At 51.5% G+C, this 19,032-nt stretch carries 16 protein-coding genes, 1 pseudogene and 1 riboswitch; of the genes and pseudogenes, 10 read left to right on the top strand and 7 right to left on the bottom strand.

Features of this window, described 5'->3' with window-relative positions:
• Positions 1-237, bottom strand: a 237-nt coding sequence (locus B4113_RS20345) for an alpha amylase N-terminal ig-like domain-containing protein (RefSeq protein WP_235597960.1), incomplete at its 3' end; no start/stop codon positions are given.
• Positions 238-481: 244 nt separating this feature from the next.
• On the opposite strand from B4113_RS20345, the gene B4113_RS04915 reads away from it, so the two are divergent.
• The 5 genes from B4113_RS04915 to B4113_RS04895 all read left to right on the top strand — a co-directional run bounded on the left by B4113_RS04915 (position 482) and on the right by B4113_RS04895 (position 6,671).
• On the top strand, positions 482-1,753 hold the full coding sequence (locus tag B4113_RS04915; RefSeq protein ID WP_033019704.1) for an extracellular solute-binding protein: 1,272 nt from the start codon (positions 482-484) through the stop codon (positions 1,751-1,753).
• Between the two features lie 69 nt (positions 1,754-1,822).
• Complete coding sequence (locus tag B4113_RS04910) at positions 1,823-3,103, top strand: carbohydrate ABC transporter permease (protein WP_033019706.1); 1,281 nt, start codon at positions 1,823-1,825, stop codon at positions 3,101-3,103.
• The gene (locus B4113_RS04905; RefSeq protein ID WP_033019707.1) at positions 3,103-3,945 is read left to right on the top strand and encodes a sugar ABC transporter permease; all 843 of its coding nucleotides are present in this window, start codon (positions 3,103-3,105) and stop codon (positions 3,943-3,945) included. Before B4113_RS04910 ends, B4113_RS04905 begins: the two co-directional genes overlap by 1 nt.
• A gap of 146 nt (positions 3,946-4,091) precedes the next feature.
• Positions 4,092-5,627, top strand: a complete 1,536-nt coding sequence (locus B4113_RS04900) for an alpha-amylase family glycosyl hydrolase (RefSeq protein WP_033019709.1) — start codon at positions 4,092-4,094, stop codon at positions 5,625-5,627.
• A gap of 24 nt (positions 5,628-5,651) precedes the next feature.
• The gene (locus tag B4113_RS04895) at positions 5,652-6,671 is read left to right on the top strand and encodes a LacI family DNA-binding transcriptional regulator (protein WP_033019711.1); all 1,020 of its coding nucleotides are present in this window, start codon (positions 5,652-5,654) and stop codon (positions 6,669-6,671) included.
• A 285-nt stretch (positions 6,672-6,956) separates the two neighbouring features.
• Here the strand turns inward: B4113_RS04895 and B4113_RS04890 are convergent, their stop codons facing one another.
• A complete protein-coding gene (locus B4113_RS04890) occupies positions 6,957-7,652 on the bottom strand; it encodes a hypothetical protein (RefSeq protein ID WP_051962628.1) in 696 nt (231 codons plus the stop codon).
• A gap of 246 nt (positions 7,653-7,898) precedes the next feature.
• Here B4113_RS04890 and B4113_RS04885 point away from each other — a divergent pair, with 246 nt between their 5' ends.
• From B4113_RS04885 to B4113_RS04875, 3 genes are all read left to right on the top strand, one after another.
• Entirely contained in the window at positions 7,899-8,177 is a 279-nt protein-coding gene (locus B4113_RS04885) for a hypothetical protein (protein ID WP_033019716.1), read from the top strand.
• 353 nt (positions 8,178-8,530) lie between these two features.
• Complete coding sequence (locus tag B4113_RS04880) at positions 8,531-8,902, top strand: hypothetical protein (protein ID WP_033843232.1); 372 nt, start codon at positions 8,531-8,533, stop codon at positions 8,900-8,902.
• A gap of 25 nt (positions 8,903-8,927) precedes the next feature.
• Positions 8,928-9,266, top strand: a complete 339-nt coding sequence (locus B4113_RS04875) for an antibiotic biosynthesis monooxygenase (protein WP_033843233.1) — start codon at positions 8,928-8,930, stop codon at positions 9,264-9,266.
• Positions 9,267-9,327: 61 nt separating this feature from the next.
• Here the strand turns inward: B4113_RS04875 and B4113_RS21115 are convergent.
• The 3 genes and pseudogenes from B4113_RS21115 to B4113_RS20060 all read right to left on the bottom strand — a co-directional run.
• Positions 9,328-9,480 (bottom strand): annotated as a pseudogene (locus B4113_RS21115) (catechol 2,3-dioxygenase); the annotation flags it as partial.
• A 504-nt stretch (positions 9,481-9,984) separates the two neighbouring features.
• A complete protein-coding gene (locus tag B4113_RS04870) occupies positions 9,985-10,848 on the bottom strand; it encodes an SDR family oxidoreductase (RefSeq protein ID WP_033843234.1) in 864 nt (287 codons plus the stop codon).
• A gap of 476 nt (positions 10,849-11,324) precedes the next feature.
• Positions 11,325-11,510, bottom strand: a complete 186-nt coding sequence (locus B4113_RS20060) for a hypothetical protein (RefSeq protein WP_033843235.1) — start codon at positions 11,508-11,510, stop codon at positions 11,325-11,327.
• A gap of 278 nt (positions 11,511-11,788) precedes the next feature.
• On the opposite strand from B4113_RS20060, the gene B4113_RS18540 reads away from it, so the two are divergent.
• Positions 11,789-12,148, top strand: a complete 360-nt coding sequence (locus B4113_RS18540) for a DUF1878 family protein (protein ID WP_197055014.1) — start codon at positions 11,789-11,791, stop codon at positions 12,146-12,148.
• A 417-nt stretch (positions 12,149-12,565) separates the two neighbouring features.
• On the opposite strand, the gene metH is transcribed toward B4113_RS18540, so the two are convergent.
• Both metH and B4113_RS04850 read right to left on the bottom strand, forming a co-directional pair.
• On the bottom strand, positions 12,566-15,976 hold the full coding sequence (gene metH, locus B4113_RS04855; RefSeq protein ID WP_033843236.1) for a methionine synthase: 3,411 nt from the start codon (positions 15,974-15,976) through the stop codon (positions 12,566-12,568).
• On the bottom strand, positions 15,969-17,819 hold the full coding sequence (locus B4113_RS04850; protein WP_033843237.1) for a bifunctional homocysteine S-methyltransferase/methylenetetrahydrofolate reductase: 1,851 nt from the start codon (positions 17,817-17,819) through the stop codon (positions 15,969-15,971). Before B4113_RS04850 ends, metH begins: the two co-directional genes overlap by 8 nt.
• 71 nt (positions 17,820-17,890) lie before the next feature.
• Positions 17,891-17,993: riboswitch (SAM riboswitch) on the bottom strand.
• Between the two features lie 850 nt (positions 17,994-18,843).
• Between B4113_RS04850 and B4113_RS20055 the strand changes: the two genes are divergently transcribed.
• A complete protein-coding gene (locus tag B4113_RS20055; protein ID WP_172418625.1) occupies positions 18,844-19,020 on the top strand; it encodes a hypothetical protein in 177 nt (58 codons plus the stop codon).
• Positions 19,021-19,032: the final 12 nt, after the last annotated feature.

The following is a 19,032-nucleotide window of genomic DNA, read 5'->3' as shown; positions in this document are numbered from 1 at the left end:
GTATGGCGGCTGCACTTCCGCCAGCCAGTAGTCAAACCATTCATCGCTTCCTGTTTTTTTCATCGGCATCGTTTCGAATTGCCAAGCGCCGTTCCGCCATTCGTATGGGTCGCCGTGCAGCAGCTCCACCTTGTCGACATCCCCTTTTTTGGTCCGAAGCCGAAGATGAAGCGTTCGTTCGTCATAAGCATAAGCGAAATTGTCCGTTGGACGATGGTAAACAGCCTCTTTGAACACGGGGCATCCTCCTTACAAAAGCAATCGTTTGCATCATTTCCTCTTTAAAAAAAGAGTAAAACAAGAAGAGAAGAAAAGTCAAATTTTATAGAAAAAGAGCTTGTAAAATAGAAAAAAGGCGATATAATAGAAATGAGCGGTGCAATCGTTTTCATCGATAATGTCGTTGTTTATTTGTGCAAACGATTTCCTGATGGTTGCACTGTGGCCGTGTTCTCAAACTTTCTTGTTTAGGAGGGGGATTATGAGAAAAGCGTTGTCGTTGTTTCTCATGACGGTGCTCTTGGTCGGTCTGCTTTCCGCCTGCGGGCCGAAGCGGGATGCGGAGCAGCCAAAACAGACCAACAATGGGACCGAAGAAGCGAAGAAACCGGAAAAGCTGGTCGTTTGGGTGAACGACGATGAAAAACAAAAACAAGCGTTGAAAGATATTTTTCAAAAGTATACACAAAAAACCGGCATCCAAATCCAAATGGTTGCTGTCAAAATGCTGGATCAAACAAAAAAATTGGCGCTTGACGGTCCAGCCGGCAAAGGGCCGGACGTGTTCTACCAGCCGCATGACCGCATCGGCGACATTGTGCTGCAAGGGCTGGCCGATCCGGTTGATCTTGGCGATGCGAAAGGCGAGTACAGCGAGACCGCTGTCAATGCGGTGACGTATGACGGACAAACGTACGGTGTGCCGGCGGTTGTGGAAACATACGGCGTGTTCTATAACAAAAATTTAGTGCCGGAAGCGCCGAAAACGATGGATGAGTTGATGAAGATCGCTAAAGAAAAAACGAATGCGGCGAAAGACCAATACGGCTTTTTAATGGAAGCGGCGAACTTCTACTTCGTTTATCCGTTCTTCGCCGGCTACGGCGGCTATGTGTTCAAAAATGAAAACGGCAAATACGATACGAGCGACATCGGTTTGGCCAACGACGGAGCCGTCAAGGGAGCAGAGCTCGTCCGATCGTGGTTTAAAAACGGCTACATCCCGAAAGAAATCACCAGCGATATTATGAACGGGCTGTTTACAAAAGGAAAGGTGGCAGTCGCCATCACCGGTCCGTGGAACATTGCTTCGTACAAGGAAGCGTTAGGCGACAAGCTGGCAACGGCACCGCTGCCGGTGCTCGACAACGGCGAACATCCGAAATCGTTTGTGGGTGTCAAAACATGGATGTTGTCCGCTTATTCGAAAAACAAAGCGTGGGCAGTCGATTTCATGAAATTTGTGACGAACGAAGAAAACTCGCTTCACTACTATGAAGTGGCCGGCGAAATGCCAGCAAACGAAAAAGCGTTGACGAACGAAAAAATCACGAACGACCCGCTGATCGCCGGCTTTGCTGAGCAAATCCAATACGGCGAACCGATGCCGAACGTGCCGGAAATGTCGCAAGTATGGGAGCCGATGGGCAACGCGCTGCAATTCATCGCGAAAGGCGATAACCCGAAAGCGGTGCTCAGCGAAGCGGTCAAAACGATTCAAGACAAAATCGCGGCCAGCGGTGCTGGAAAATAACACGTCATATGGCGGTGGATAGGATCATCCCTATCCACCGTTCTTATCCATCGATAGGAGGGAGTTCCGATGCCGGAAGCGAACGTCCGTCATCGGCCGGCGGTGGCGATGGCGCTGTCATTGCTGTTTGCCGGCCTTGGACAATTGTACAACCGCCGCTATATCAAAGGAATTTTGTTCCTCATCATCGAAGCGGCGTTCCTTATCACCTTTTATAACTTTTTGAATATCGGGCTGTGGGGGCTGGTGACCCTCGGCGAAATCCCGATGCTCGATCATTCGATTTTCTTGTTGATTCAAGGGCTTGTTTCCGTGATCATCATCGCTTTTGCCGTTGCGTTGCACGTTGCCAACGTCATTGACGCCCGCAACGACGCCCGCCGGCGGCAGCGCGGCGAGCCGTTTCCCTCGCTTGTTGAGTCGTGCCGGAACGCATGGGACCGAGGATTTCCGTACATTTTTGTCACGCCTGGGCTTGTCATGCTTTTGTTTATCGTTGTGCTGCCGCTGCTGTTCATGGTGTCGCTCGCCTTTACGGACTACAACTTGTATCATTCACCGCCGCGGCATTTGTTGAATTGGGTCGGATTTGACAACTTCAAAAACTTAGTCTCCATTCCGATTTGGAAAAGCACGTTTTTCAGCGTCCTCGCGTGGACGATCGTCTGGACGGTCGTAGCGACGACGATGCAAATCGCGCTTGGGCTGTTTTTGGCGCTGCTCGTCAACGATCCGCGCATTAAGTTGAAACGATTCATCCGCACGGTGCTCATTTTGCCGTGGGCCGTGCCGGCGTTTGTCACGATTTTGGTGTTTGCCGCGATGTTTAACGATAAATTCGGGGCGATCAACCGTGAGGTGCTGAGTTTGTTTGGGTTGTCGGTTCCGTGGATGACCGACCCGTTTTGGACGAGAGTGGCGCTCATCTTGATTCAGACATGGCTTGGTTTCCCGTTTGTGTTTGCGTTATTTACCGGCGTTTTGCAAAGCATTTCCCGCGATTGGTACGAAGCGGCCGATATCGACGGGGCGACGCGCTGGCAAAAGTTTAAATCGATCACCTTGCCGCATGTGCTGTACGCCACGGCTCCGCTGTTGATCATGCAATACGCGGGGAACTTCAATAACTTCAACATCATCTATTTGTTCAACCATGGCGGTCCGGCCGTGCGCGGGCAAAACGCCGGCGGAACGGACATTCTTATTTCGTGGGTGTACGATTTGACGTTTACGACGAACAACTACAATATGGCGGCTGCGATTTCGCTCATCATCGGCTTGATTGTGTGCGGGTTTGCTGTTTATCAGTTCCGGCGCACCCGTTCCTTTAAAGAGGAGGGGAACATTTAATGAAGCGCAAATGGAAATCGCATATCGAAGTCACGCTCATTTACTTGTTTATCGCGTTCATGTTTGTTGTCATCGCTTATCCGCTTCTTTGGACCATCAGCATGTCGCTCAATCCGGGCACGAGCTTGTACTCGGCATCGCTCATTCCGGAAAAATGGACGCTCGAGCATTACAAATGGCTGTTTACCAGCCCGCAAAGCGATTATTTGCTTTGGTATAAAAACAGCTTGTTTGTTGCGGCGGTGAACGCGGCGCTGTCCGTTTTCTTCACGGCGCTCATCGCTTATGCGTTTTCGCGCTACAAATTCGTCGGGCGGAAAACGGGGCTGTACTTGTTTTTAGTCTTGCAAATGTTCCCCTCGCTCATGGCGATGGTGGCGCTGTATATTTTGCTTGACATGCTCCATTTGCTCGATTCGCTCTGGGGGCTCATTCTCATTTATGTCGGCGGGCAAATTCCGTTTAACGCTTGGCTTGTGAAAGGCTATTTTGACACGATTCCGCGCGAATTGGACGAGGCGGCGCGCATCGATGGCGCCGGTCATTTCGGCGTCTTTTTCCGCATCATGCTCCCGTTAGCCAAGCCGATTTTGGCCGTTGTCGCCTTGTTTAACTTCATGGCGCCGTTTACCGACTTTTTGCTGCCGTCGATCGTCTTGCGCGATCCGGATAAATTTACGTTGGCGGTCGGGCTGTTCAATTTCATCAGCGACCGGTTTGCCAACAACTTCACTCGCTTCGCCGCCGGCTCGATTTTGATTGCCGCCCCGATTGCCATCGTCTTTTTGTTCTTGCAGCGATATTTGATTTCCGGCTTAACAGCGGGTGGCACAAAAGGGTAAGAACCGCTATCATAAATAGTGGGCTTACCCGTTTCCACACAGCTAAACGGATAGAAAAGTTCCATGGGCAGCGCGATCTGCCCTCCACCCGGGGATGAAAATCCCGCGTCAGTTCGACATTTTCACAGTAAAGGGGGGAAACGGAAATGGGGAACCGTCTTGGTGTACTGTTCATCCTTCCGTTCCTTCTTTTTTATGCCATGCCGGCTGCGGCGGCGGAAAAAGAAGAACGGACGTGGCAAGACGAAGCGATTTATTTCATCATGGTCGACCGTTTCAACAATATGGATCCGACGAACGACCGAGACGTCAATGTCAACGACCCAAAAGGATATTTTGGCGGGGATTTAAAAGGAGTGACCGCGAAGCTCGATTACATCAAGGAAATGGGGTTTACCGCCATTTGGCTGACGCCGGTGTTTGAAAACATGCCGGGCGGCTATCATGGATATTGGATCAAAGATTTTTATCGCGTCGACCCGCATTTCGGCACGCTCGATGACTTGAAAACGCTGGTCAAAGAGGCGCACCGGCGCGACATGAAAGTCATTTTGGACTTTGTTGCCAACCATGTCGGTTACGACCATCCGTGGCTTCAAGATCCGGCGAAAAAAGACTGGTTCCACCCGAAGAAAGAGATTTTTGACTGGAACAATCAAAAGCAAGTAGAAAACGGCTGGGTGTATGGGCTTCCCGATCTGGCACAGGAAAACCCGGAAGTGAAAAAATACCTCATTGACGCCGCCAAATGGTGGATCAAAGAGACCGACATTGACGGCTACCGGCTCGATACGGTGCGGCATGTGCCGAAATCGTTTTGGCAAGAATTTTCTAAAGAAGTGAAGGCGGTGAAGAAAGACGTTTTCCTTCTCGGTGAAGTGTGGAGCGACGATCCGCGCTATATCGCCGATTACGGGAAGTACGGCATCGATGGGTTTGTCGATTACCCGCTCTATGGCGCGGTGAAGCAGTCGCTTGCGAGGCGCGATGCTTCGCTCCGCCCGCTCTATGATGTCTGGGAGTACAACCAAACGTTTTACGACCGCCCGTATTGGCTTGGGACGTTTTTGGACAACCATGATAATGTCCGGTTTACAAAGCTAGCGATTGACAACCGCAACAACCCGATTTCGCGCATCAAACTAGCCATGACGTATTTGTTCACCGCCCCAGGCATCCCGATCATGTATTATGGAACGGAAATCGCGATGAACGGCGGCCCCGATCCGGACAACCGCCGGTTGATGGACTTCCGCGCCGACCCGGAAATCATCGATTACTTAAAAAAAATCGGCCCGCTCCGTCAACAGCTGCCGTCGTTGCGGCGCGGCGATTTTACGCTCTTGTATGAAAAAGACGGCATGGCGGTGTTCAAGCGGCGCTATCGGGATGAAACCACTGTCATCGCCATCAACAATACAAGCAAAACGCAGCACGTGCATTTGACGAACGATCAGCTGCCGAAAAACAAAGAGCTGCGCGGCTTTTTATTGGACGATCTCGTCCGCGGCGATGGGGACGGCTACGATCTTGTATTGGACCGCGAAACGGCGGAAGTGTACAAACTGCGGGACAAAACGGGGATCAACATCCCGTTTATCGCCGCGCTAGTCGCGGTTTACGCGCTATTCCTCTTGTTTTTATACATGGTGAAAAAACGGGCAAAACGGATCCATGAATAAGAATAAATAGAAAGGAGGGGACTTATGACCGTTACAATTAAAGATGTCGCCAAGCGGGCCAATGTCGCGCCGTCGACCGTATCGCGCGTCATCGCCGACAGCCCGCGCATCAGCGAGAAAACGAAGCAGCGGGTGCGCGAGGCGATGAAAGAGCTCGGCTACCATCCAAATTTTATCGCCCGCAGCCTCGCCAGCCAAGCAACGCAAGTGATCGGCATCGTCATGCCGAGCTCGGCGGACCAAGCGCTGCAAAACCCGTTTTTCCCGGAAGTGATCCGCGGCATCAGCAAAGCCGCCCATGAAAAGCGGTACGCCTTGCAAATGTCGACCGGGGAAAAAGAGAGCGACATTTACGAGCGGGTCGTCGAGATGCTGCAAGGGCGGCGCGTGGACGGCGTCATTTTGCTTTATTCAAGGCAAAACGACAAGCTGATGAAATACTTGCAAAAACATGACTTCCCATTCGTCGTCATCGGCAAGCCGCACCAAAAGGCGGAACAAGTGACCCATGTCGACAACGACAACGTGCAGGCGGGAAAGGACGCCACGACCTATTTAATCGCCCACGGCCATGAACGCATCGCCTTTGTCGGGGGCAATCCGCAATATTTGGTGACCATCGACCGCCAAACCGGCTATGAAGAGGCGCTTCGTGAAGCGGGGCTGCCGTACCGGCCGGAATACGTCATCCATGAGGAGTTTTTGCAAGAAGGCGGCCAAGAGGCGATGAAAGAGCTGCTTTCTTTGCCCGAGCCGCCGACCGGGCTGGTGGTCGCCGACGATCTCATGGCGCTCGGGATGCTGAAGACGCTCGATGAAATCGGCCTGCGCGTCCCCGAAGACGTGTCGATCGTCAGCTTTAACAACACCTTGCTCGCCGAAATGTCGCGCCCGCCGCTCACCTCAATCGACATCGGCATTTTCCAGCTCGGCTACGAAGCGGCGAAAAGTTTAATGGAAAAAATCGAAAACGAAGCCGAACCGATCAAGCGCATCATCATCCCGCACCGGCTTGTCGAGCGGGGGTCGTGTGCAAGGCGCTAGATCACGGAAGCGCTGTTGGGGAAAGGTGTCCGTCGCACGTCGCATGGGCGGGCATCTTTTTCTATTTCTACATAGAGCTTAGAAGGCCAGTGAAAAACCGCTGATTCCCTTCATCAATGGGGGAACGCGTGAAAAGCAGGACCGATGCAACAAAGTTTTTCTAGTTGAGAAATGAGATGGAAAAGCTGGGCCCACGAGTAAATCACCGGCCCTCTAGAAGGCCGGTGATGTGTGAAGACAATCAGCGCGCGATCTGCCTTTCTCCATTTGAGAAACCTTGCCTCATCACCATGCATTCAAGATCCAGACAATCAAAGGGATGACGATCACAAAGCCTAATATAAGATAACTGAAATACCGAAGCCATTTGGGTGCGGATTTTACTTTCAAGCTCTCTCGTTTCCATGCTCCGCCTGTTACGATTCTTTCAAAATCTTCAATGGGCGAAAAAATTTGCTCGTTATCTTTTTTCGGATATTCCTCCGTTGCTTGCGTTTCGTGAAGATCCTTCATGATTGTCACCTTCTTTTTCAGTATTGGTGAACTACCCCCACTTAATTTTCTAGCGAAAAAACTTACTATGACTCCGTAGAAAAGATGCCCAATTTGCCAGCAAAGGAGCGCCACGCCTGAGGTCAACGGCGGCGTTCGCTCTGACAGCGCGGTTGTCGGATAAAGGAGCAGACCAAGCAAAAAGCAAACAATAGGAAGGCGGATGAACATTTGCTTAGTGGTCCACTGTTGCTTGACCGCAACATAGAAAAGGCCTACTGCCAATACGATCGATATAAATAGATGAAAAGAAAACTCGACCGCTTCCGAAAAGGCAAAGCGATTGAAAACGGGGACATAATCGATATTTAGAAGCAGTGTATACAGTTTGATGTTCCAATATGTCTCAAGCATTTTAAAAAACAAGCCAAGCCATATGCCTGACACCAAGCCAGCCACACTTCCTTTTATGACAAGCGAGCGACTCATGACTTGTCTCCCTTTATTAAATAATCAGTCTTAAATCTATAAAAGGACTGACATATCATAGTAATAATCATTCAGTATTCTCATTGTATTATCATCTTGTATTGGTTGTAAAGCAAGCATTGGTTAAGGCTCACCTACCAGAAACATTGTGATAGGCTAAAGAATGCTTGCATAGGAGATTCATTATACTATACAATGGAATCAATCGGTAAGCAGCATTTTTGAACCAAAAGGAAGGGGAACAGTATGGCAGGGATACAAGTAGAACAATCGAATGATCATTTAGTGATTCGTTGGCTGTTATCGGACATAGAAATCCCTCTCTCTGATATTGTAGAAGTAACACTTGACGATACTTATGCTGGGGAGGAGAAGACAGCGATCAGAATTGGTACGCCATACGGGGAAACCGATAGATTGGTCATTCGCACCCATGCGAATACTTATATTTTGTTTACGACTGATGCGGCCAACCTTAAAAACAAAATTGGCTCGTTTCAAAACGATGTGCGTAAACACCAATGATATTCTCGTTCTTACAGACATCGGTTAGATAACCGTTGTCTTTTTTATTTGCCAAAATCAGTACTCTCGGATGATCATGATGAGCAAACGAAAGTCATAAAGCCTAGCGGTCAGGAGATGAAGAATTTGATCTTTTGTATATTTTTATATACAATCGTATACAGAAAGGAGGGGAGAAGGTTGGAACTGAGGCGTCGATATGATCTATGATCACCACGAAGGATGGGAGTTGGTCCGGCAATGAAACCGCTACCTGAATGAACAGTTTGCTCCGCAAGATGAAGTGCTTGCCAGTGTCTTACGATCGGTGGCGAGAGTGAAAGAAACGATGGGAAAGGAGGAAAGATGAGCAAATGCATGGACATTTTTTCCCCGGGGATGGGCATTCATTCGAAGGTCATCCCCCTTGGAAAGGCCCCCATATGCGCATGGGGCCACATCGCGGCGCCAAAACATTTCGACGGGGACGGGTGCTCGATTTTTTACAAAGGTTATACGTCAAGCGTGAGACCTTAAAGCAGCAGTTGCAGTCGCCAGAGCTTCAATCGATTCATCCTGTGCTGACGGGGGAATTGAAAGCGATCGAAATGGTGATCAACGAATTCATTCAGTCGTTTGACATTCATAATGATGAGTTGAACATGATGTTGGGGATCCACCAGTCCGATGATGCCCACATCGATGAACGCGATGATGAAGGGAATGGCGAAGTAGGAAAGGAATGACCATCCAAAAAAGGAGAGAGGATTCATGTTTGTGCAAATGCGCAAAATTACAGTGGCGGAAGGATTCGCTGACCAAGTGGTTGAACGCTTTCAAAAACCAGGAATCATCGAGCAGCAAGAAGGATTTGTTGATTTGAAAATTTTAGTAAAAAAAACGCGTCGTGGTGATGAGGAAGTCGTGCTTCTGATCACATGGGAATCGGAAGAACATTGGAAAAAGTGGGAGAAAAGCGACGCGCACATCGCCGGTCATAAAGCGAAACGAAATGAGCCCAAACCGGAGTTTATTCTTCATGTAGAAGTGGGGCATTACGAAGTAAAAGCAGTGAAACAAGGGGGACAGTTGGCAGCGGCCGAAGAGTGAAGGGAGACACCAAAGCTCCTCTTTCACCGATGGCGGTCGGGGGAAGAGGAGTTGAAACAGGTTATTGTTTTGCTTCGTTTCGGACATTCGGCGTTCCGTAAGTATGGAACGTTTCGACGGTTTTGTTTCCCTATGCCTGCCCTCGGCTTCTCTCTTCTTCAGTCCATGTAATCGGTTTCCAATCCGGCGCTACGACGAGATAGCCGCCGGCACGTCCTTTTATCTTAATTAGGCGAGAAGACTCCCACTTCAACGAAGCGAAGCGGCGCATTAAACATCTTAAAGAAAAGTAAAGCTGTAGACCTGAGTGTCTTATGCTCTAGCGGCAAAGTGGACACGCCTCAAAGAATAAGGATTGCTTGAAGCAGTCAAACTTCTTTGGAAGCCTCCACTTCAAATTTTCGCTAGAAAATTAAGTGGGGGTCGTTCACTCAGTCCCTTCCTTTTCAAAAACAAAACCTCCGTCATAGGCAACGCACGCCCAAAGAGAGATGGGCACGATTCACACAAAGATCGGTCAGGGGCATGCTCCGTTCGCCTTTCACAGTCAAAGAAAATACCCGCCCCATCCGGGACGGGCAGAGAGAAGAGGGGCACCTTGTTACGAAGTAGGGAACATCGTAGCTTTATCGTACGCGATGTTTTCCCATTGTGCCATATTTTTGTAAGGAAAGGTAACGTGATTTTGTAAAAGGGTTGGCGTCAACGGCGGCTGCCATCAGCTGCTAATGAATTGGCCGCCGTCGACATGAAGCATTTGCCCGGTCATGTACGATGATTCGTCGCTTGCCAAAAAGACGTAGCACGGGGCGACTTCGCTCGGCTGGCCGGGCCGTTTCATCGGGGTGTTGGCGCCGAACGTGGCGACTTGGCTGCTTTGGAATGTCGACGGGATGAGCGGTGTCCAAATCGGGCCTGGGGCGACGCCGTTGACGCGGATGCCTTGGCCGACGAGCGCTTTGGCCAGCGAGCGGGTGAAGGCGACGATCGCTCCTTTTGTTGCTGAATAGTCAATCAGTTGTTCATTGCCTTCATAGGCGGTGATGGAAGCGGTGTTAATGATGACGCTGCCGTTTTTTAAGTGCGGGAGCGCCGCTTTCGTTAGGAAAAAGTAGCCGAATACGTTCGTACGGAACGTTTTTTCCAGCTGTGCCGCGGTGATGTTGAGAATGTTCGGCTGCGGGTGCTGTTCAGCGGCGTTGTTGACGACGATGTCCAACTTGCCGAACGTCTCGATCGTTTGTTTCACCGCCTCTTTGCAAAACGTTTCATCGCCGCTGTCGCCGGCGATCGCCAAGCACCGTTTTCCTTCCTGTTCGACGAGCCGTTTCGTTTCCGCGGCGTCCTCGTGTTCGTTCAAATACAAAATGACGACATCGGCTCCTTCTTTGGCGAAATGAACCGCGACCGCCCGGCCGATGCCGCTGTCGCCGCCGCTGATGATGGCGACTTTATTCGCCAATTTGCCGCTTCCTTGATACGAGTCTTTGATCGTGACCGGCTGCGGGTTCATCTCCGTTTGCAGGCCCGGCTGGCGCGTCTGGTGCTGCGGCGGCAGCGTGGCTTGTTGCTTTGTGACCATATGTTTCTCCTCCTTGGCGGGTATTGTCAACGTTAGTATGGAACGGAGGGGCGGAAATATGTGCAACGAGGCGATGAAGGGGTCGACAGTGATCACTTTTTTGCCGACGTTTCCATCGAGGTCGTTTGCCGATCATGACGCATGGTATATGCTTTTTTCTGAAGCGGTAAGGCGATAGCCGTTGAGCCGAAGGAACGGGTTCAAGGCGGCAAATCTTGTTCGTTGATTGGCGTGATGAAACAGATGATTTTGGAAGAGGCTGGCATCTAATGCTGCCGCCTTTAGCTAAAGGGGGAAGCGTCTTGCCCGGAAGCGCTTTGTTTCGGACGGTTGACCGCGCTGTTCAGCAGATCTAGAAGGCTGGTGAAAAACGGTTGTTTCTCTTGATCGATGGGGGAACGTGTGAAATGCGATACCGATGTGACAAGGCTTTTCTATTTGAGAAACAAGGCTGGTAAGCGGCCTGTTCCCTTAAATCACCAGCCTTCTAGAAATTTACGGAACATGTTCTTTTCCTCTTTCGTTTTTTCGTTTCTTGCCATAAACGTCTTTGGGGGGAGATGGTCTTTACTTTTTTGATTAAGTAAAGATAAAATAGTGGGCAAAGAGGAAAGTCCTGCGGTATTTTGGCGCAAGAAGCCAGCGAGCAGTTGCACGTCCATCTGAGAGATTTCATCAATGCTCAACGACTCGAAAAGCAGTTCTAAAATGTATGTTCGAACACGGAGCTGTCGACTCCGACATAGAGTTTCATGAGATCACCTCCGTTCATTGTAGGATCGTGGGGGTGGGACTCTTCGGGATGCCCCCGGACCGCGCATGTTGACCAGTCACCCTCGCGTATGAGAACTCACGTCTCTCGGCTGCTCGAACCATTGCTTACTTCTTCGTGTTGGTAGTGTTTTAATGTCATCGAAAGCTGAAGTGAGGAGTGATATTCTTGAGACAGGAATCTTTGGAACAGAGAGTAGAACGGCTTGAATTTTATATTGACCTATTACGAGATTTTGCCGTTGATCCGGAAACATTTGCTATTTGGGATTGGGTCATTTCTCGTAAATTAAACAAAAGTCAGGTGGATCGCTTAATGAAGACAGCTAAAGAGTTCAATCAAGCCATTAAGATAGCGAATGAAAACGGCAATCAGCCACCAAAGTTCGAAGAGTTCAGCCGAAAAATTATTGAGATTGTCCATTTCGAAGATGATCCTGCAGATGAAGAGACTGTGTTGCAATTTTTAAAACGAATTAAAAACTCTCACAGATATTTGTCCGATTGCTACTTGACTACCACAGAATAACCCTCGTATCACAAATGTTTTCATTTTTTTACTAGAAGGCCGGTGAAAAATCGCTGTCACACACCAACTGGAGGCATTTTCATTCAGAAAAGAAAGCTGATTCTGCAAGGTTTCTCTCATTGAGAAATGGGTGGAACTCAGCAGTATTTTGCACAAAATCACCAGCCTCCTAGGAACATTTTTGTGAAAATGCCGAACTGACGCGGAGTTTTATCTCCCGGTGAAGGGCAGATCGCGCTGTCCATGGAACTTTTCTTTGGAACCTATATTCCTTAATCTGTCATTTTTGTGTTAGAGGTGAGGGCAAGGTTTGCTTATGAATATTTTTTGTTCCGAGACGATGGCATGGCCGAGGTTTGTTGCGTGAAAAACGAAGAGAGGAAAACGAGCTGACTCGTTTGAGCCAGCTCGTTTTCTTTACAGCACATTGAAATAACGCGCTTCCGGATGGGCGACGACGATCGCCGAGACGGAGGCTTCCGGCTCCATCATGTAGCCGTCGGTCAAGCGGATGCCGACATCTTCCGGATGAAGGAGGCGGAACAGCTTTTCTTGGTCTTCCAAGTTCGGACAGGCCGGGTAGCCGAACGAGTAGCGCTGGCCTTGGTATTTGGCGGCGAAGCGCTCTTCCATCGTGAAGTCCGGGTCGTCTGGGAAGCCCCAGCGGTCGCGCATAATTTGATGGATGCGTTCGGCGAACCCTTCGGCGATCTCGAGCGCCAACGCCTGAATGGCGTGGCTTTTCAAAAATTCGCCTTCGTCTTTCCACTGTTGGGCGAGTTCGCGGATGCCGTGCCCAGCGGTGACGGCGAAAAAGCCGACATAGTCCATTTCCCCGCTCTCTTTCGATTTCAAGTAATCGGCGAGGCAAAGGTGCGGCGCCCGCGGCTGGCGCGGGAAGTCAAACGTCTCAAGCACGGTTTGCCGGTCGATCGGGTCGTAAATGTACACGCGGTTGCCGTCGCTTTGCGCCGGGAAAAAGCGGTAGACGCCGGCCGGCTGAATCCAGTCGTGTGTTTTGGCGGCGGCGATCAGCTCATCGACGACCGCTTTTAAGGCGAGCGCTTTTTCGTCTTTTTCTTCCAACAGCCGCTTCACTTTTCCTTTCAAGCCGAGATGATGGCCGAGCACCATTTGCCAGTTGACGTACGGCAACACGTGGTCAAGCGGCACATTCCTTAGCACGTGGCGGTCGAGATCGGCCGGCACGTAGACCGGGACGTCGGTCGAAACGTTGGATTTGGCGGCCGCGGCGACAGCCGCCGTTCGCGCCGGTTCGTGTCCAACGGTTTCTTTTTTTTGATAGTCGATCTCGCCTTGCTGGATTTGGTTGGCAAGGGCGAGCCCATCCATGGCGTCCTTCGCGTACAAGACGATGCCGTCGTATTCGGGCGCGATTTTGTTTTCCGTAAACTTGCGCGTCAAGGCGGCGCCGCCGACTAAAATCGGGGTCGAAACACCGGCTTGCCGCAAGTCTTGCGCGGTGACGACCATCTGTTGCGCCGATTTGACGAGCAGGCCCGACAGGCCGATGATGTCCGGTTTATGCTCGCGCACCGCTTCGATGAGCTGCTGGGGGGCGACTTTGATGCCAAGGTCGATCACTTCATAGCCGTTGTTGCTTAAAATAATGTCGACCAAGTTTTTGCCGATGTCATGCACATCGCCCTTCACCGTCGCCAGGATTACTTTTCCTTTCGTGCTTCCTTCTTTCTTTTCCATATATGGTTCTAAAAAGGCGACGGCCGCTTTCATTACTTCTGCGCTTTGCAATACTTCAGCGACGATGAGCTGGTTGTTGTTAAACAGCCGTCCGACTTCGTCCATGCCGGCCATGAGCGGGCCGTTGATGATCGCGAGCGGATCGGAGTACGTTTCCAGCGCCTGTTCCAAATCGGGAATGAGCCCGTCTTTTGATCCTTCAATGACGTAGCGGGCGAGCCGCTCTTCCAAGCTCAAGTTCGTCTGCACCGGCTTGGCGGCGGTGATTTTGCTTCGGTAAAATTCAATAAAGGCGTTTAACGTTTCGTCGCTGGTGGCAAAAAGAAGCGCCTCGGCCATCCGCACTTCTTCTTCCGGAATCGAAGCGAACCGCTCGAGCTTCTCGGTGTTGACGATGGCGTAATCGAGCCCGGCTTGCGTGCAATGGTACAAAAAGACCGAGTTCAGCACTTCGCGCCCGGCCGGCGGCAAGCCGAACGAGACGTTGCTGATGCCGAGCATCGTTAAACAATGAGGAAGCCGCTCTTTAATGAGGCGGATTCCTTCGATCGTTTCTTTCGCCGCGCCGATGTATTGCTCATCGCCGGTGCCGACCGGGAAGACGAGCGGATCGAAAATGATGTCGCGCTCAGGCACGCCGTAGCGGTTCACGAGCAAGTCATACGAACGCAAGGCGATCTCGAGCTTCCGTTCGGCGGTGACCGCCATCCCTTGTTCATCGATCGTCCCGACCACAACGGCGGCGCCGTAGCGGTGCAGCAGCGGCACGACGTTGGCAAAGCGCTCTTCGCCGTCTTCGAGGTTGATCGAGTTAATGATCGCCTTTCCTTGTGAATACGTGAGGGCGCGCTCGATGACACGCTCGTCGGTCGAGTCAATGACGAGCGGCACTTTTACTTTTTTGACGACTTCGCGGACGAACTGTTCCATGTCGGAAAGCTCATCACGGTCCGGATCGGCGAGGCAAATGTCGATGACATGGGCGCCGTTTTTCACTTGGGCGCGGGCGATTTCCGCCGCTTCTTCGTATTTGCCTTCGGCGATGAGGCGCTTAAATTTGCGCGAGCCGATGACGTTCGTCCGCTCACCGACAAAAAGCGGGCGCATCGTTTCATCGTAGATGAGCGCTTCAATGCCGGAGACGGCGTGCGTGTCAAACGAGGACGGGATCGGCCGCGGCGGAATGTGGCGCACCGCTTCGGCGATGGCCCGGATATGGTCCGGCGTCGTGCCGCAGCACCCGCCGACGATGTTGATCCATCCTTTTTCGGCAAAGCGGCGGATTTTTTCCGCGAGCATCTCCGGTGTTTCATGGTAATGCCCTTCTTCGTCCGGCAGGCCGGCGTTCGGGTAGCAGCTGACCGCCGTGTCGGCAAGCGAGGCGAGCGTGCGCAAATGATCGGTCATAAACTCCGGGCCGGTCGCGCAGTTTAAGCCGACGGCGATCGGCTTCATGTGGCGGATCGAGATGAAAAACGAATCGATCGCCTGCCCGGCAAGCGTTGTACCCATCGGCTCGATCGTGCCGGAAATCATGAGCGGCACGCGGCGGCCGACCGCTTCAAACGCTTTGGAAATGCCGATGAATCCCGCTTTGACATTCAAGGCATCTTGGCACGTTTCCAAAAGGAGAAGGTCGACGCCGCCCAAAAGCAGTCCGCGCGCCTGTTCTTCATAGGCGGCAACGAGTTCGTCAAACGTCGCTCCGCCCGTGACCGACAAAGTTTTCGTCGTCGGCCCCATCGAACCGGCGACAAAGCGCGGCCAGTCGGGCGTCGCGAACGCCTCGGCCGCTTGTTTGGCGAGCTTCGCTGCTTCGATGTTCAGCTCGAGCGCCAAATGGCCAAGTCCGTATTCATCAAGGACGATGCGCGTCGCCCCGAACGTGTTCGTTTCAATGATGTCCGCGCCGGCTTCCAAGTACGCTTCATGAATGCGGCGGATGACGTGCGGGGCGGTGATGGTCAAGTATTCGTTGCACCCTTCATACGCCTCGCCGCCAAAGTCGGCGGCTGATAAGTTGGCGCTTTGGATCATGGTGCCCATGGCGCCGTCGATGACAAGAATTTTTCGCTGCAGCTGTTGTTCGAAGATGAGGTCAGCCATGCACAACCTTCCTTTCTTTCGCGGCCGCTTCTTTTTCGTGAATGTAGCGGACGAGCTCCACCGTCATGTCGTAGCGCAAAAACGGCGTAATGAAATAAATGCCGTGAAACAAGTCGAACGCCGCATCAATGAGCGCTTTGGCGATGGCGATTCCTTCGCGCGCCGCCCGCACCGGGTCGTCGCCGCAGGCGGCCATGCGGGCGCGAATATCGTCGGACAGCGTAATGCCCGGCACCTCATGATGCAAAAACTCGGCGTTGCGCGCGCTCACAAGCGGCATAATGCCGATGTAAATCGGCGCATTCAAATGTTTCGTCGCTTCGTGCACGGCCATGATTTTCTCTTCCGAGTAAACCGGTTGAGTCAAGAAATAATGGGCGCCGCACTGAATTTTTTTCTCCATCCGCTCAACGGCCTTATCCAAATGGCGGACATTCGGATTGAACGCCGCGCCGATCGAGAAGTTCGTTTTTTGTCCGAGCGGTTTGCCCGAATACGACAATCCCTCATTAAACTGGCGGATCAAGCGGATTAAATCAAACGACGATAAATCGTACACCGATGTCGCTCCCGGAAAGTCGCCGATTTTTGACGGGTCGCCGGTAATGGCGAGCACGTCGGTGATGCCGAGCGTATGCAGGCCCATCAAGTGTGACTGCAGGCCGATCAAGTTGCGGTCGCGGCACGTAATATGCACGAGCGGGCGGACGCCGAGCCGCTCTTTGATGATGGCCGCGACGGCGGCGTTGCTGATGCGCGGCGTGGCGAGCGAGTTGTCGGCCAGCGTCAGCGCGTCAATGCCGGCGTCATGGAGCGCTTTCGCCCCGGCGAGAAATTTGTCAATGCCCAATTTTTTCGGGGGATCGAGCTCGACGATCACCGAGCGGCGGGCGCGGACAAGTTCGGGAAGCGGCGTCGCTGATGATGGAATGTCGGATTGGACCGACACCGGCACGGCGCGTCGTTTGACCGTTTTTTCCGTTACCGGCGTCCGGTCTTGCAGCGCCCGCGCCATCGCTTCAATATGGTTCGGCGTCGTGCCGCAGCATCCGCCGAGCAGCCGCACCCCTTGGTCGCGAAACGCTTTCGCCGTTTCCTCGAAGTATTCGGCATTCGTCTCATAGACGAGCCGGCCATCGCGATAGTCGGGGAGGCTCGCGTTCGGGTACGCCGATAAAAAGGCGCGCGTTGGCAGCGGCACTTCCTCGAGCGATTGAAGCATATAGTACGGCCCGAGCCGGCAGTTGAGCCCGACGACATCGGCGCCAAGCGCTTCTAAGCGGGCGAGGGCGTCAGCGAGCGGCGTGCCGTCTTGCAAGACGCCCACTTCATGGAGCGACACATGGGCGATGACCGGCAAGTCCGTCTCTTTGCGGGCGATGGCGAGCACCGTCTCCAACTCTTCTAAATCGTAATACGTCTCGAGCAGCACGCCGTCCACTCCCTCCGCCAGCAAGACAAACAGCTGCTCGCGGAACGTCCGCTTCACTTCATCAAGCGGCACGGCGCTTTTGTTTAACGTGCGCAGCCCGCCAATGGTCCCGAGCACGTACGCCCGACCGTTGGCGGCTTGCCTAGCGAGCCGCACCGCCGCCCGGTTGATGGCCGGCACCTCATCTTGCAAGCCGTAGCGGGCGAGTTTCACATAGTTGGCGCCGTAGGTATTCGTCTGGATGACGTCGGCGCCTGCCGCGATATAGGCTTCGTGAATATGGACGATGTCTTCCGGTTTCGATAGATTCAATTCTTCAAAACAACGGTCAACGCCATGCGAATAGAGAAGCGTCCCCATCGCCCCATCGGCGATCAGCACGCGTTGTTTCAACTCATCAAGCAATCCCACGTTCCATTTCCCCCGTTTCTTGGCAAGTAAAAGAAAAAAGCCTTCTAAGAAGAAGACTTTCCGTTCGCTTCTTCTTATCTTCCAGGCTGCTGCCTGTCTGGATTTAGCACCTTGGCCGCCCGCCAGGTTGCTGAGGGTTCACCGGGCCAGTCCCTCCCCCTCTCTTGATAAGAAAATTCGTATCCAATTGTATCGTCCCGTTTGGGTGATTACTATATAATTTAATGTATTTTTTGAAATTATTCAATACAGTGAAGCAAGAAATTTGCCAAAGATTTGCCCGATCAAGGGAGAAGGAACTCTTGTATGATTGCAAAAATCGGAAATAGCGCTACAAACACCTGCCGCCATGCGGGCAATCGGTGTTTTCTCTTTGCTTGCCAATCGAACGTTCAGCAGGGAAAGACATTCTCCAGTGGCCGATGTTCAACGAAGCCATGCGCTGTTTTCCGATTGAGGCTGGTGAAAAACCGTTGTCACACACCAATCAGAGGCATTTTCATTCAGAAAAGTTCCATGAGCAGCGCGACTTGCCCTCCACCCAGGCATGAAAATCTCGCGTCAGGCCGGCATTTTCATTCAGAAAAGAAAGTGGATTCCACTAAGTCTCTCTAATTGAGAAATAGGTGAAATCAGTAGTATGTTGCACTAAGTCCACCGACCTCTATTGTGTTTTGGCTATTGAACATCTCCTTGCGCTGACACCAATTTCTTACCAATCGCTTTTTTGCTTAGTTCATCACCATAACGTGCACTTCTCTGAACAGGTGTAGGCAAAAAATGATTTGTTCCTATTCTTTCGTGGATGCATAAGTTAAGGCATGTCATGAAATACAACTTTTAGTGAAGAGCCTTTTGTTTCGATAGCACAAAAAATGTCGAAATATGTTAAAAAAAGACGAAAAACGTCAACTCATTTCTCTTTTTTTTTAATTTTTTTTTAAGAGTCAAAGTGTATAATAAAAAATGGATGATGTTAACAAGGAATTTAATAGAAATGGCGTCACAGACAGGAGTGAAATAGATGAAACGATGGTCGTGGCCGTATTTTATTCTCATTAGCCTGCCGTTTGTGTTGTTTATTGTCCTTGCCTTTGGTTTAAAAGCGGCTAAGATGCCAATGTGGGGAAAAATCGCATTGATTGCGGCCGTTCTTGTTTATGGGATCGTTTATTCGCGTTTATTGCGGAAAATAAAATAAAGTCCGATCGGA

The organism is Geobacillus sp. B4113_201601 (assembly GCF_001587475.1).
GTDB lineage: Bacteria > Bacillota > Bacilli > Bacillales > Anoxybacillaceae > Geobacillus > Geobacillus icigianus.
The sequence above is the reverse complement of the archived record's forward strand: the minus strand, read 5'-3'. Positions and strand labels throughout refer to the sequence as shown.